12 protein-coding genes are annotated in these 13890 nt (G+C 52.4%); 8 read left to right on the forward strand and 4 right to left on the reverse strand.

Translation table 11 applies throughout. The annotated features are described in order from the left end of the window. Nucleotides 1-47 precede the first annotated feature (47 nt). The 7 genes from PBOR_RS05000 (at nucleotide 48) to PBOR_RS05030 (ending at nucleotide 7885) form a co-directional block, all read left to right on the forward strand. Nucleotides 48-251: a hypothetical protein gene (locus PBOR_RS05000; protein WP_042210746.1), complete on the forward strand. Its 204-nt coding sequence runs from the start codon at nucleotides 48-50 to the stop codon at nucleotides 249-251. Between the two features lie 179 nt (nucleotides 252-430). After that, the gene (locus PBOR_RS05005; RefSeq protein ID WP_042218938.1) at nucleotides 431-1264 is read left to right on the forward strand and encodes a DUF4430 domain-containing protein; all 834 of its coding nucleotides are present in this window, start codon (nucleotides 431-433) and stop codon (nucleotides 1262-1264) included. Continuing rightward, nucleotides 1261-2205, forward strand: coding sequence for an energy-coupling factor transporter transmembrane component T (locus PBOR_RS05010; RefSeq protein ID WP_052429338.1), 945 nt, complete (start codon nucleotides 1261-1263; stop codon nucleotides 2203-2205). The genes PBOR_RS05005 and PBOR_RS05010 overlap by 4 nt, the downstream gene beginning before the upstream one ends. Further along, nucleotides 2121-3965: an ABC transporter ATP-binding protein gene (locus PBOR_RS05015; protein ID WP_042210747.1), complete on the forward strand. Its 1845-nt coding sequence runs from the start codon at nucleotides 2121-2123 to the stop codon at nucleotides 3963-3965. The genes PBOR_RS05010 and PBOR_RS05015 overlap by 85 nt, the downstream gene beginning before the upstream one ends. Further along, entirely contained in the window at nucleotides 3938-4624 is a 687-nt protein-coding gene (locus tag PBOR_RS05020) for an ECF transporter S component (protein ID WP_042210748.1), read from the forward strand. The genes PBOR_RS05015 and PBOR_RS05020 overlap by 28 nt, the downstream gene beginning before the upstream one ends. A gap of 144 nt (nucleotides 4625-4768) precedes the next feature. Continuing rightward, nucleotides 4769-6478, forward strand: a complete 1710-nt coding sequence (locus PBOR_RS05025) for a methyl-accepting chemotaxis protein (RefSeq protein ID WP_042210749.1) — start codon at nucleotides 4769-4771, stop codon at nucleotides 6476-6478. A gap of 264 nt (nucleotides 6479-6742) precedes the next feature. After that, nucleotides 6743-7885 carry a hypothetical protein gene (locus PBOR_RS05030; RefSeq protein ID WP_042210750.1) on the forward strand — a complete coding sequence of 381 codons (1143 nt, stop codon included), beginning with the start codon at nucleotides 6743-6745 and terminating at the stop codon, nucleotides 7883-7885. 199 nt (nucleotides 7886-8084) lie between these two features. Here the strand turns inward: PBOR_RS05030 and qoxD are convergent, their stop codons facing one another. From qoxD to qoxA, 4 genes are read right to left on the reverse strand one after another with little or no spacing between them, the layout of a single operon-like run. Further along, nucleotides 8085-8378 (reverse strand): cytochrome aa3 quinol oxidase subunit IV, encoded by a 294-nt coding sequence (gene qoxD, locus PBOR_RS05035; protein ID WP_039302907.1) that lies wholly within the window; start codon nucleotides 8376-8378, stop codon nucleotides 8085-8087. A 1-nt stretch (nucleotide 8379) separates the two neighbouring features. Next, the gene (gene qoxC, locus PBOR_RS05040) at nucleotides 8380-8976 is read right to left on the reverse strand and encodes a cytochrome aa3 quinol oxidase subunit III (RefSeq protein WP_042133881.1); all 597 of its coding nucleotides are present in this window, start codon (nucleotides 8974-8976) and stop codon (nucleotides 8380-8382) included. Next, nucleotides 8973-10922, reverse strand: a complete 1950-nt coding sequence (qoxB, locus tag PBOR_RS05045) for a cytochrome aa3 quinol oxidase subunit I (protein WP_042133883.1) — start codon at nucleotides 10920-10922, stop codon at nucleotides 8973-8975. Before qoxB ends, qoxC begins: the two co-directional genes overlap by 4 nt. 43 nt (nucleotides 10923-10965) lie before the next feature. Further along, complete coding sequence (gene qoxA / locus PBOR_RS05050; protein WP_042210751.1) at nucleotides 10966-11982, reverse strand: cytochrome aa3 quinol oxidase subunit II; 1017 nt, start codon at nucleotides 11980-11982, stop codon at nucleotides 10966-10968. Between the two features lie 503 nt (nucleotides 11983-12485). Between qoxA and PBOR_RS05055 the strand changes: the two genes are divergently transcribed. Next, on the forward strand, nucleotides 12486-13625 hold the full coding sequence (locus PBOR_RS05055) for a polysaccharide deacetylase family protein (protein ID WP_052429339.1): 1140 nt from the start codon (nucleotides 12486-12488) through the stop codon (nucleotides 13623-13625). Nucleotides 13626-13890: the final 265 nt, after the last annotated feature.

Consider the following 13890-nt stretch of genomic DNA (forward strand, 5'->3'; position numbering starts at 1 on the left):
TTTCGCCCGGGAAGGCATGCTTTCCCGGATTGAGGCGATGATTTAAAATGCTTATTAAAGCGAATAAGGCAAATGAAGCTATTGTTAGTGGAGCTAGAGCTAATGAAGCTGATGAAGCTATTGCTAGTGGAGTTAGGGCTAATGATGCAAATGAGCTAGTGCTAATGGGGCCAGAGCTAATGCTATTAATAAAGCTAGTGTTAATGAAACTGATAGTGATGCCAGCCAGTGCTTACGCTGCTGGCTGCTGATGGAGAAGCTCCTGCGGGTTGCGGAATTGGATGCTCGGCAGCCAAGAGGGGCTGGGGGCTGTGTTTGGCTCAGGATTAGTTTGTATATGTCATACTAAGAGATCATAAGGTGTATGGATGGAACGGGGAACAGGCTGACTGCCCCCGTTCTTTTCCCTTTTGTGGAGGTGCTTAAGGTAATGTTCAGTCTATTGAAACCAGTAAGGGCAAGGCTGTATCCGCTGCTCCTGCTTCTGAGTGTACTGCTGCTGGCCGGCTGCTCCCAGGCGCAGCCGGATTCCGCAGGCGGCGGGCTTGTGCCGCCCGCCGGTTCCCAGGCCGCGCAGACGCCGCGGCCTGAGGGCACTGCCATACCCTCCGCCACGGCGGACGGCATGGCAGCTTCAGCGCCGGCTGCAACCGCGCCGGCGCCCGGCCACACCGGCGCCGCCGAGCAAGCTCCGGCGGCTACGGGCAGCGCCGCCGAGCAAGCCCCGGCGGCCACGGGCAGCGCCGCCGAGCAAGCCTCGGCGGCTACGGGCAGTCCCGCCGTGAAAGCCCCGGCGGCTACCGGCAAGCCCGCCGAGCAAACCCCGGCGGCCACCGGCAAGCCCGCCGCCGCCACGAAGCAGCCGGCTGCAGCAGCATCATCCGCCGCTCCGCGTCCGGCGGCCACCGCGGCACCGGTGAATACGGTGACTCTCTCCATCACAGGAGATAAGGAGCATGGTGTTATTCTGTCAACGGCCGCCTATGAAATAGAGAAGAATGAGACTGCGCTGGAGCTGCTGAAGCGGATTACCCGCAAGCACAAGATTCAGATGGAGTATCAGGGCAGCAAAACCTTTGCCTATGTGGAAGGTATAGATAATCTGTACGAATATGATCATGGGGCGGAGAGCGGCTGGATGTACAAGGTGAACGGTGAATTTCCGTCCAAGGCTTCCGGCAGCTGGATTGTGAATCCCGGCGATACGATTGAGTGGCTGTATACGCTTGATCTTGGTAAGGATATCGGAGCTGCGGCACCATGAACAGCGGCTTCCGGTCCATGCATCCTGCGGTAGCCCTGCTGTATTATGCCGGACTGCTGCTGTTCGCCCTGCTGGGGCTTCATCCGTTGTTCCTGGTTACGGAGATAGCAGGCCTGCTGGCGTTGCTGCTGCTGCAAGGCCAGGGGAGGCTGCTGCTGCGCGGTCTGCCTTTTATGCTGCTGATGGCGGGCTCTGTCGCGGTGCTGAATCCGCTGTTCTCGCACAGGGGGGCACATATTCTCTTCTATTGGCTGGACCAGCCGATTACACTGGAGGCTGTGCTGTACGGGCTTATAATGATGACTGTACTGCTGACAATCTTCATCTGGTTCATTTCATACAATTACACGGTAACGACGGATAAATTCATGTATCTGTTCGCTGCGGCTGCACCCAGAACGGCACTGCTGACGCTGATGGCTATTAGGTTCGTTCCTTTGTTTCAGCGCCGGCTGCGCCAGATTACCCTGATTCAGCGCCTGCGCGGGGTGGATGTCCGCACGGGAAGCCTGCGCAAGCGGATGAAAGACGGCATGACCCTGCTGAAGGTGCTGCTCACCTGGTCGCTGGAGGAAGCGCTGCAGACCGGAGATTCGATGACGGCCCGCGGCTACGGCGTAGCCAAACGCAGCACATACAGCATATACAAGCCGGATCGGCTGGATAAGCTGATTCTGCTGGTACTTACGGCCAGCGGTATGATTGCCCTGCTGTACTGGCTGCAGGGATACGGCACACTGGAGATTTATCCCCGCATGAAGAGAATGGATTTCGGCTGGCCGGATGCTGTGATGTACGGCAGCTTCAGCCTGTTCGTACTGATCCCTGCGGGTCTGGAAGGAAAGGAGAAATGGTTATGGAGATCCTCCAAGCGGAACAAGTATCCTTCCGCTATCCTGAAGAAGATAGAGACTCGCTCCATGAGCTCTCGTTCACAATAGAAGAAGGCGAATTCGTAGTGCTCTGCGGCCCGTCAGGCGGCGGCAAAACCACACTGCTGCGCCATCTGAAACGGGAGCTTGCTCCGGTAGGTACGTTCAGCGGACACCTGACATATAAAGGGGAGCTGCTGTCAGAGCTTCCCGCAGCCGTTGCGGCCGGCGAGATCGGAATGGTCTTCCAGAATCCGGACGCGCAAATCGTGATGGATACCGTCTGGCATGAGCTTGCGTTCTCCATGGAGAATCTGGGAATACCGCCTGCAGTGATGCGGACCCGGCTGGCTGAGATCTGCGCATTATTCGGACTGGAGCCGCTGCTCTACAAATCCGTGCATGAGCTCTCCGGCGGACAAAAGCAGATGCTCAATCTGGCCTCGGTGCTGCTGCTTCAGCCCAAAGTGCTGCTGCTGGATGAACCGACCTCACAGCTTGATCCTGTAGCTGCCCGTGAATTCATTATGGCACTGCAACGGCTGAACGAGGAAATGTCGGTGACGGTGATCATCAGCGAGCACCGGCTGGAGGAGGTGCTGCCGCTGGCTGACCGTGTGCTGATGCTGGAAGGTGGCAGACTGCTGGCAGACGCAAGCCCGCGTGCTTTCGTTCAGCAAGCCGGCAGCGCATCACTCGCTTCGCGTCAGGCTTATCTTCCGGCAGCTTCGCGGTTATATCTGGCGCTGTCAACGGAAGCGCGAACAGCCGCGCCGGAGAATATTCCGCTGACCGTACGCGAGGGCAAACGCTGGCTGCTGCATTCCAAGGCAGCGGGAGCTTCTGTTGTGACAGAGGCTGGAGTATGCGCTACTGTCATTCGAAATAATCCGGCCGCTAATCCCGGCGCAGGATTACCTGCTACTGTCTCCCGTGAAGAATCTGCTGCAGCTTCGGGTACAGCCGCTCCCGGCAAAGCAGTCGCTGAGCCCGCTGCTTACCCGCCTAATCCCTTCAGCCAGGCGAGGAAAGATGAATCGCCCGTGAAACTGCCTGCGTCTTCCGCAGAGACACTGCTCAGCTGCCGGGAGGTTACCTTCCGCTATGACAAGGAAGGCCAGGAGGTGCTGAGGAAGCTCACGCTTGCGCTGAAGCGGGGAGAGCTTCTGGCGGTTATGGGCGGGAACGGTGCCGGGAAGTCGACACTGCTGCATGTACTGGGCGGCCTGATGAAGCCGCAGCGCGGCAGGGCCGAATTGTCCAAAGGGATTACAACCGGGCTTCTGGCCCAGAATCCGCTGCTCTATTTCAGCTATGATACTGTTATAGAGGAATTGCAGCATATGGCGCAGTATGCCGGGTTATCCACGGAAGAAGCCGGGCGGGAAATAGATGCTCTGCTGGAAGTCTTCCAGCTCCGCGGGGTGCTGAAGAGTCATCCGCATGATCTCAGCGGCGGGCAGCAGCAGCAGACAGCACTTGCCATGATGATGCTGCTGAAGCCGGAGGTTCTGCTGCTGGATGAGCCAACCAAGGGACTCGACCCGGCAGCCAAGGACAGGCTGGCTGCCCTGCTCCAGCAATTGCGCGGGCAAGGGGCAAGTATACTGATCGTAACGCATGATGTGGAGTTTGCCGCTAAGCATGCTTCCCGCTGTGCGCTGCTGTTTGACGGCAGCATAACAGCGGAAGGGACGCCGGCAGAGTTCTTCAGCAGTAATTATTTCTATACTACGGCAGTCAACCGTATGGTCCGTGACATACTGCCGCAGGCACTGACAATGGAGGATGTGATTCGAACATGGTCTGGTTCCGCGCACCGCTCCTGATTGCACTGGGATTATTTGTGGCCGGCATCGCGCTCACCGCGGCGCTGAAAGACCGTCATTATGTACTGCTCAGCCTGGTGCTGCTGCTGGCTGCGCTGCTCCCGCTGTTTCTCCGTCTGGAGCGCCGCCAGCTGGAGTCCCGTGAGCTGGTGCTGCTGGCCGTATTATCGGCCATTGCTGCGGTCAGCCGTATACCTTTTGCCGCATTACCGGGTGTTAAGCCCGTGTCTGCCGTTGTCATTCTGTCAGCTTATGTCTTTGGGGCAGAAGCGGGGTTCGTCATCGGGGCGGTAGCTGCGCTGGTCTCTAATATCTACTTCGGGCAGGGTCCCTGGACGCCATGGCAGATGTTCGCCTGGGGGATGACCGGACTTACGGCAGGCTGGCTGCGGAATACCCGCTGGATGAGGAGCCGGACGGGACTCTTAATTTTCGGCTTTATCTGGGGGTTCCTTTTCGGATGGATTATGAATGTCTGGGTCATTATCAGTCTTCCGGACGCATTCAGCTGGGGGCTTGTGGCAGCCACATACGGGGCCGGTTTTTATTTCGACCTGGCCCATGCCTTGTCCAATGTCTTCTTTCTGGCTATTCTGGCCGGGGGATGGACTAAAGTGCTGGAGAGATTTCGTAAGAAATATGGGTTGCTTCAAGAGTGAAAAACTGGATATAGGTCTTTGTTCACAATAAATCGATTTTATTTTTCATTTTTCGACATAAATTTCAATGTATTATCAACATTTTGGCCTAATTCTCCGATAAATATGGTTACAGCAAGATATCGAGAAGGCGGGATATAGGAAATGAGACATCTAAAGATCAAGCATAAAATGGCTTTGCTGATTGTAGTGATTGTGATTCTGCTGATAGGCATTGGCACAACAGGCATTATGACTACCAGCAGAATGGCTGACAGGTCCCAGGAAACATACAATCAGAATTTACTGCCGATATATCTCATTACGGAGATCCGCGGGAATAACCGGGCGATCGAGTCTTTTCTGCTCGAGGATCTCATTACCAGGGATGATGCCAAGAGTGAGGAGCTTAAGGCGGCTATTGAAACGAATATCAATACGAACAATGAACTTCTAGCACAGCTCAAGACTGTTGAGTTCAGCAATGACAAAATCGCGGCTAATATCAACGAGTATCTGCTGCTTCTGCCGGACTACCGCTCCCAGCGTGATAATATCATCCATCTTGCCGACAATAATCTGAATGATGAAGGGTATCAGGTGTTCTCGGGCGGGGCGTTCAGTGAATCACGCCGGACTATGGTTAACCTGCTTGAGGATACTGCGGCCCTGCTTGTACAGGATGCATCCGCGCATAATAAAGAGACTGTAGCAAGCGCCAAGAACTCCATCACCTTAAGCGGCATTCTGATTACCGTTGCCTGGGTTCTGAGTATTGTGATCAGCCTCCTGATTACCCGGTTAATTACGAAACCGCTCAGAGAATTGCAGCGGCTGATGAAGCGGGCAGAGGATGGTGATCTGACCGCCGCCGCCTCCTACCAGTCGAAGGATGAGATCGGCCAGATTAATACTTCGTTTAATACGATGCTGGAAGGCCTCCAGAATATGATGCGCGGAGTTTCCGAGAGTGCCGAGATTCTGTCGGCTTCCTCAGAGGAGATGAGCGCCAGTGCGGAACAGACGGCGCATGCTTCCCAGATGATCGCCGAGACCTCAAGCGACATCGCTGCCGGATTCGATGTACAGGCTGAGAGCATTGCCCGGACCGCCCGGTCTGTCCGGACGATGACTAATGATATTTCTGAAGCCCGGCACAGCGGTAATGAAATGAATGGCCTGATGGCACAGGCCGCCTCTTCAACAGACAGGGGCGTAGATGCGGTTGAACGGATTCTTGCCCAAATGCGGGAGATTGATACCAGTGTATCGGCGAGCCGGAGTATTGTCAGCAGTCTGGGCAGCCTGTCCGAAGAGATCAACACAATCATCACAACCATCAATGAGATTGCAGAACAGACCAATCTTCTGTCGCTGAACGCCTCGATTGAAGCGGCCAGGGCGGGAGAACATGGACGGGGCTTCGCTGTAGTTGCGGGTGAAATCCGCAAGCTGGCGGAAGCTACCGGAAGAAGCTCACTGCAGATTACGGAGATTATTACCCATATCCGCCAGCAAACTGAAAGCGCAGTGGAATCGATGGAACTGGGCTCCGGTATTGTCTCCCATGGAGTAGCGCAGAGCGAAGTGGTATCAGCTGCATTCGCTGAGATTCAGACTTCTATTCAAGCAGCCAGCGAGCAGATGGAATTGATTACGGAGGTTATCGGACATGTCGCGCAGGAATCGGAGGGCGTAGCCCAGGCGATGGCTCAGGTGGATGAAATCTCGCGTAAAGGCGCCGGTGATGTTCAGGATACAAGCGCAGCGAGTGAGCAGCAGCTTACCGCAATGGGGGAGATGTCCTCATCTGCCCAGTACCTGGCCACCTTGGCCGAGGATCTGCAGAAGCATCTGGCCCGGTTCAAGCTATAGGAAGTAACACAGCCTGGTTTGGCTAAAGATAGCAGGGGAGTTCCCGGTTATCCGCAGCTGAACCAGGCTTTTTTTGCAATATTTAAGTCCTCCGGCCTTGCAGCAGCAGGCAGAATCGTGCAACATACGGCTTCCTGGCCACGTCTTTAATGTTGCCGGGGAACAGTTTACGGGTATTAGTAAGGAAGGATACCTATAACGCGATTCCATAAATTGTTGTTCATTTCCGGTTATGAACCTGAAATCAAGGAGGAGATCCATAGGATGAGAACCCCGACATACAAACTGGCAATAGTTCCGGTATTAATGATGACACTTATTGCCTGCAGTGCAGAGCAGGACGGAAATGCAATTGCTCAAGAGCCCGGTAATAGTACAGCGGGCGTTGTTACACCAACCGAACCTGTCCAGACGGCTGAACCAGCCAAATCTGCTGAACCAACCCGGGAAGCAGCCGGGCCATCGGTAACGGCGGGGGAGATCGGGCATTATGAGGATATAGTTATCTCCGACTGGATGGACGAAGATACGGTTGTGGTGTCCAAAGAAAACGACAAGCTGGGTAAAATGAGTCTGGAGGAGCTGGCGGATTCCTATCCCAAAAGCCTGTATTTCTACCACCTGGATACCAAAGAATTTGAATTGATCAAGGAACAGGAAAATGTGTTCCTGGGCGATGCTGTTTTGTCATCCGATAACAGATTTCTGCTGTATAGCGAATTCTCATTAGGCGATCCGGTCTACTATGTGATGGATTTAGGGTCGAAGAAGACCTTCAGCATCACGGGCGATGATATTGCAGGCGCTATGAGCGCCCGGTGGGCGGATGACGACACCGTTATAGGGCCTGCATACAGCGGCGGTGCTTTTACAGCAAGTACTTCCGGTAAGATTGGGGCTGTGGAGGGATTAAGCGGCGAAGGCCTGGTTGTTGTCCGGCAAATCAAAGATAAGATTTATTACACCTCCAATTCCGGCGAATCGCTGCAAACCTTCGATCTGAATACCAAGGAAAAGGCCGCCTTGAAAATTGATCATGTTGGCAGCGTAATTCCTTCACCGGACGGAGACCGGCTGCTGGTCCTGCAATATAAGGATTCCGCACAAGCGCTGCTCCTCACTGATACAGACGGGGGCAATCAGAAGATTATCGTGGAAGGCACGGAGCTTGGCGGTGTTTCCTGGTCTCCAGACCAGCGGATGATTGCCTACAGCACGTCAGCTGACGGGAACGGTACAGCATCTGCTGCTCTTTATGTCTACGATCTGGAATCAGGTAAGTCTATCAAGGTTGCAGACGCTACAGGGAATCTGACGTCCTCCTGGAGCCCTTCGGGCAAACAGCTGGCGTATACCGAATGGAGTGGAGATCAGAGCAGCAGTAGTGTGGTGCAGTTGAAGGATTAGATTTTATTTAGCTTTCGAACTTGAATAGACAATACAAGATGGAAGTGACGGAGGGGAAGTTCAAACATTCACCGCAGTTACGACCACATCAATATTAATTCATGATTTGCACCAAAAAAGCGGCCCGTCCCGGAACATACCGGAAACGGACCGCTTTTATTATGCTGCGTAGAAGGGGCATTCCTGCCCCTCATAAAGGTTAAGAGTACCAGCCCCACACGAAGATGAACAGGGTGCCGAAGATGGTAACCAGACCCACGAACAGTGCGTAGGCGATGTTGATGTACAGCTCTTTCTTGGAGTCGGCCGATTCCCCGATGTGCATGAATACAAACAGCTGCAGAGAAGCCTGGATAAGCGCTGTAATCAGCAGCACAGCCATATTGGCCCCGGAGGAGAGATCTCCGTAGATGACAATCAGCGCAGCGGCAGAAAGGACCAGAGAGGCCAGATAACCCATCACATGGCGAATTGGGAACAGTTGCTTCATCATGTCACATCAGTCCTTTCAGGTAGACGAAGCTGAAGATAAAGATCCAGACAACGTCCAGGAAATGCCAGAACAGGGAGAAGATAAAAGCCTTGTTGGCGGTGGCTGGTGTAATGCCATGGCGCCACAGCTGAATCATAATTCCCGCTCCCCACAGGAAGCCGAAGCTGACGTGGGCACCATGCGTTCCGAGCAGTACGAACAGACTGGAGAGGAAACCGCTGGTTTGCAGGGTAGCGCCCTCGTGCACGTAAGTGAAGAACTCGTCGATTTCAATACCGATAAAGCCGAGACCCATAAGCAGCGTGATGGCCATGAAGACCATCATCGCTTTCTTGTAGCCATGCCGCATGGCATGGATGGCAAGGCCGATCGTGAAGGAGCTCGACAGCAGCAGGAAGGTCTCGATCAGCACAGGGCCAATTTTGAACAGCTCGCTGGCACTCGGGCCGCTGGCAAAGCGGTTAACCATTACGAAATATACTGTAAACAATGTAGCGAAGAGAGGGATTTCAGCTCCGAGAAAGACCCAGAAGCCGAAGATCTTGTTACTGTTCTCTTCCGTTGAATATTCGAGCGGCTTGGACGCATCTATTTTCATACAGTCTCACCCCGCTTCAATTTCTTTTCTGTAGCGATAACCTCTTCAGCCGAAATATAGTAGCCGTGATCCCGGTCGAAGGACATGAAGGCCAGCATTACAATGACACCGATACCTGAGAGGATGGCCGGAATCCATAAGCTGAATACCAGGGAGAATCCCAGGATGAAGAAGATCACGCCCAGTATGAACGGCTTGCCGGTATTGCTTGGCATATGGATCTTGGTAATTTTTTTGTCGTCATAGAGCGGGATATTGTCCTGCTTCGCGGACCACAAGGCATCACGGGTCTGCACAGTAGGGACAATTGCGAAGTTGTAGACCGGCATCGGGCTATGCGTAGCCCATTCGAGTGTCCGTCCATCCCATGGATCACTTGTTGTGTCTCTAGGCATATAACGTGTGCTCCAGTAAATATTGTAGACCAGCAGCAGGAACCCGATAGCCAGCCCGACTGCCCCTACGAAGGACAGCATGTTCAGCGGGCCAAAGCCTGATTCCTCGGAATAGGTATACGTCCGGCGTGTCATTCCCATCAGACCCAGGAAGAACAGCGGGAAGAAGGTTACGTTGAAGGATATCACGATCCACCAGAAGGAATGCTTACCGAGCCGTTCATTCAGGCGGAAGCCGAACACTTTAGGGAACCAGTAATGGAACCCGGCGATGACGGCGAACACGGCACCCGGAATGAGCACATAGTGGAAATGCGCCACCAGGAACATCGTGTTGTGATACTGGTAATCGGCACTGGCCATTGCGAGCATGACACCCGTTACCCCGCCGATGGTGAAAATCGGAATAAAGGCGAGCGTATACAGCATTGGCGTTGTGAAGGTAATCCTGCCTTTTCGCAGGGTGAACAGCCAGTTAAATATCTTAACTCCTGTAGGAACGGCAATGGCCATCGTGGTAATCGAGAAGAAGCTGTTGACCATGGCGCCTTGACCCATCGTATAGAAATGGTGAGCCCATACGAGGAAGGACAGGAGCGAGATAATCAGCATACTGAATACCATTGAGGTATATCCGTACAGGTTCTTTTTGGAGAAGGTGGCGATAATTTCGCTATAAATACCGAAGGCCGGCAGAATAACGATATAGACCTCAGGATGACCCCATACCCAGAACAGATTGGCCCAGAGCATATCCATCCCGCCGTTGGCCATCGTGAAGAACTGGGAGCCGAACAGGCGGTCGAACATCATCAGCGCAAGCGCAACAGTAAGTACCGGGAAGGCGAAGACGATAATGACATTGGTGATCAGTACGGACCAGGTGAACATCGGCATCTTCATCAGCTTCATGCCCGGTGCGCGCATCTTGAGAATCGTAACGATAAAGTTGACCCCTGTAATCAGAGTACCGATACCGGAAATCTGCAGGGCCAGAGAGTAGTAGTTGTTACCGACCGTCGGGCTGAATTCAAGACTCGCCAGCGGGAAGTAGGCTGACCATCCGGCATCCGGCGATCCGCCGATAACGAAGGAAATGTTCAGCAGCATGGCCCCCATGAAGAAGAGCCAGAAGCTGACGGCGTTAAGCCGCGGGAACGCGACATCACGCGCGCCGATCTGCAGCGGAATGATCACATTCATCAGACCGATGATGAACGGCATGGCCATGAACAGGATCATGATTAGGCCATGCGTGGTAAATACCTCATTGTAATGCTGGGCATCGAGGAATTTCATTTCCGGCGCTGCCGTCTGCAGACGCATCATCATCGCGTCCACACCGCCGCGGAACAGCATGAGCAGCGCCGCGAGGATATACATGACACCGATTTTTTTGTGATCTACAGTAGTAAGCCATTCACGCCAGAGGTATCCCCATTTCTTGAAATAGGTAAGCCCGACGAGAATCCCGATGGTGGCAAGTGCGATGCTGACCATGGCTCCGTATATCAAGGGTTCGCCGTGAACCTTAAATTTGTCTAAATCCATTAGGGTGGCTCCTTTCAGTGTGTTACATTAAGCTCTTGCAGAGCTAGTTGCCATCATGAGTCTCGGCATCTACGGGTGAGCTTGGCAGCGGCTGTTCGACTTCCGGATCAGGTTCGCTGTCAAATTCGGTTCCACTGGACGGCTCAGGAGAAGGGTGGATCTCTTTGTTATCCTGATGCTCTTCACTGCCGTTGTCCATATCCATCTCACTTCCGTCACCACTCATGTGTTCACTGTGGTCTCCAGGGGGAGGACTGAACTCCAAATGGGTCGAGGAATAGGTTTTGCGTCCGAGGAAGTCCGTGGCAAGCAGGCTTTTGAATTCATCCTCTGTAAGCTCTGGCGCGGTTTCCTTAACGTCATTCACCCATTCGTCATAATCCTTGTTGCTCATAACAAGGGCTTCAAATTCCATGTGGGCAAAGCCTTTACCGCTGAAGTTGGCATTCTTTCCGATATAAGAGCCTTCGGTATCAGCAGAAAGGTGAAGCGTGGTGAGCATGTCGCTCATGGCGTACTTTTGTCCGGCAAGCTGTGGAATCCATAAGCTGGTAATGGTGCCGAATGAGTACATTCTGAATTCAACTGCACGATGCACAGGCATATTCACGTAGTTAACCGTTTCAATGCCTTCCTCCGGATAGCTGAAATGCCACTTCCAGTTGGAGGATGATGCGTAAATGACCAGCGGTGTCTGATCTTTGTAATCCGCGGCCACGTTCTCAACCTCGGTAGTTGTCTTGACGGTTACAACTGACAAGAAGGCGACGATAATGATCGGGATAATAATCCAGATCGCTTCAAGTACCTTGTTGCCCTCCTCGTGTTCAGGAATGTAACCCTCGTTACTCTTCTTCGCCCGGTATTTCACCAGTACAAAGATATATAAGATGTAGACAACTGCCAGAACACCAAGCATCACAACAATGGAGAGAATGATGGTGTCCGATAACGTCCTTGCAGACGGCCCCTTAGGATTCAGAACAGTGAGTGAACTGCATCCCGGCAGGAGAAGGATCAGGCTTAGAAACAAAGCGTATAACGGTCCCTTTTTTTTCATATAGAACTCCTTCCTTCAATACTACTTTTCATTCGCCGTTCATTAACGGGCTTACTACTTAACCTGTATCTATAGTAAGAACTACTTACCCATAATGCAAAATACATATTTTGTATATTAAGCTAAAAAAGACCTTAAAAATGGCGAACAAGTTAAATATGTGTGATCAAATTGTTACAACTACTTAAAGGTATGATAAAGATCACTGTAGTGGCGCAGTTTAAGCTAATTTTAAGGTTGTTCAAACTTTGTTCAAGATTGCACAATTGTTATTAATTTTGTCACATTTATTTTGCGTCAAAAACATGTGATTTAACCGCTTATTGCTTGCTGTGACAGCATTCGACGCAAATTGTCGTATTTCAGAAAAAAAGCTGAATATTCATTTTCTCATTGCAAAAAGAGTAACAATATTTTAGCTTGCGGTTACAATCTCTCAAATTACGTTATATCTATGTGTGATAAAGTTATAGACAAATATACATAGATTGGAGATTACTGCTGTGCCCATCAAAAAAATAATGCTCTTATTCTTCTCTTTGTTCCTGATTACGGGTCTTGTGCAGATCCCGGCTAACGCTGAAGGTAAAACTAATGTACTGAAGCTCGGGGTCAACGATAAATTGAGCAGTATAGAAGCTGTGTCTGTAAAAGGCACTTACTATGTCCCTCTGCGCGCTCTGGCCGATGAATTGAAATGGACGCTTACCGGCCTGACGGACGGAATTCTGGTGTCGGGCGGCTCCGGGTCGCTGACCTTGCAGGGCGATGCCGGTGCTGTGCTCAAAGATGGCACAGTGGTGCCTGTGAGCACTTTTTTGCAGGACGGTAAACTTATGGTTCCGCTGAAAGTGAGCGGGTATCTTGGGTATATCATATCCTTTGCGGGGGATAAATATTTACTTCGGGTGAAGGACGGTTCGGCGGGGCTTACGGATGACGCCTTTGTAACCAAGTATGCAGCTGAACTGAAGCCTGCGGATACAGCCCCGGTGGAGCCTGAGCCATCCGTTGAACCCGGCAAGCCCGGACAAACCGTGTATCTTACTTTTGATGACGGCCCGTCGGCGACGACAGCGCAGCTGCTGGATATCTTAAGCAAGTATGAGGTGCAGGCAACCTTCTTCATGCTGGGAAATAACATGAACAAATATCCTTCGCAGGTGAAGCGGATTGTGGAGGAAAACTATGGCCTGGGGCTTCATGGCATGACACACCGCAAGGAGAAATTCTATGCTTCCCCGGCTGCGGCGCTGGCGGAGATGTCAGGCGATAATGCTGTCCTCAAGAAGCTGACAGGTGCAAGCACGACGCTGATTCGGCCGCCTTACGGAAGCAAACCGTATTTCACCAAGTCTTTCCGGGACAAGGTGCTGGGTCAGGGCTATCATCTCTGGGACTGGAATGTGGATTCAAATGACTGGAAGTACAAAGAGGACAGTGACAAGATCTATACGACAGTTATGGATCAGGTCCATAAGCTGAAGCAGTCCAAGACCAATCCGGTCATTCTGATGCATGACCAGAAGGCCACCCTCAAGGTGCTGCCGCGTCTGCTGGAGGCGCTTAAGAAGGAAGGCTATACCTTCCAGGTGATTACGAAGGATCTGGAGCCGGTGAACTTCTGGAAGGATAAACGCTGATAAGAAGGTTTTGTATGCAAAAGAGCAAGCTGCGGGGGAGTCCACGCCGGCTTGCTCTTTTTTTGCAGCTTGTAGTACAGGGGGATGTGGAACAAGCCTTCATAAAAAGTAAGACGGTGAATGGAGGCAGGCTGCCAGCGAGCCAAACTGCAAACGCAACAGCGAAAATCCTGCACAAAATACAACAATCAGTCCCGCTGAAGCGTCGATCTGGTGGGAATCTTGCACAAAATACAACAATCGGTGCCGCTGAAGTTTCGATCTG

Source organism: Paenibacillus borealis (assembly GCF_000758665.1).
GTDB lineage: Bacteria > Bacillota > Bacilli > Paenibacillales > Paenibacillaceae > Paenibacillus_AQ > Paenibacillus_AQ borealis.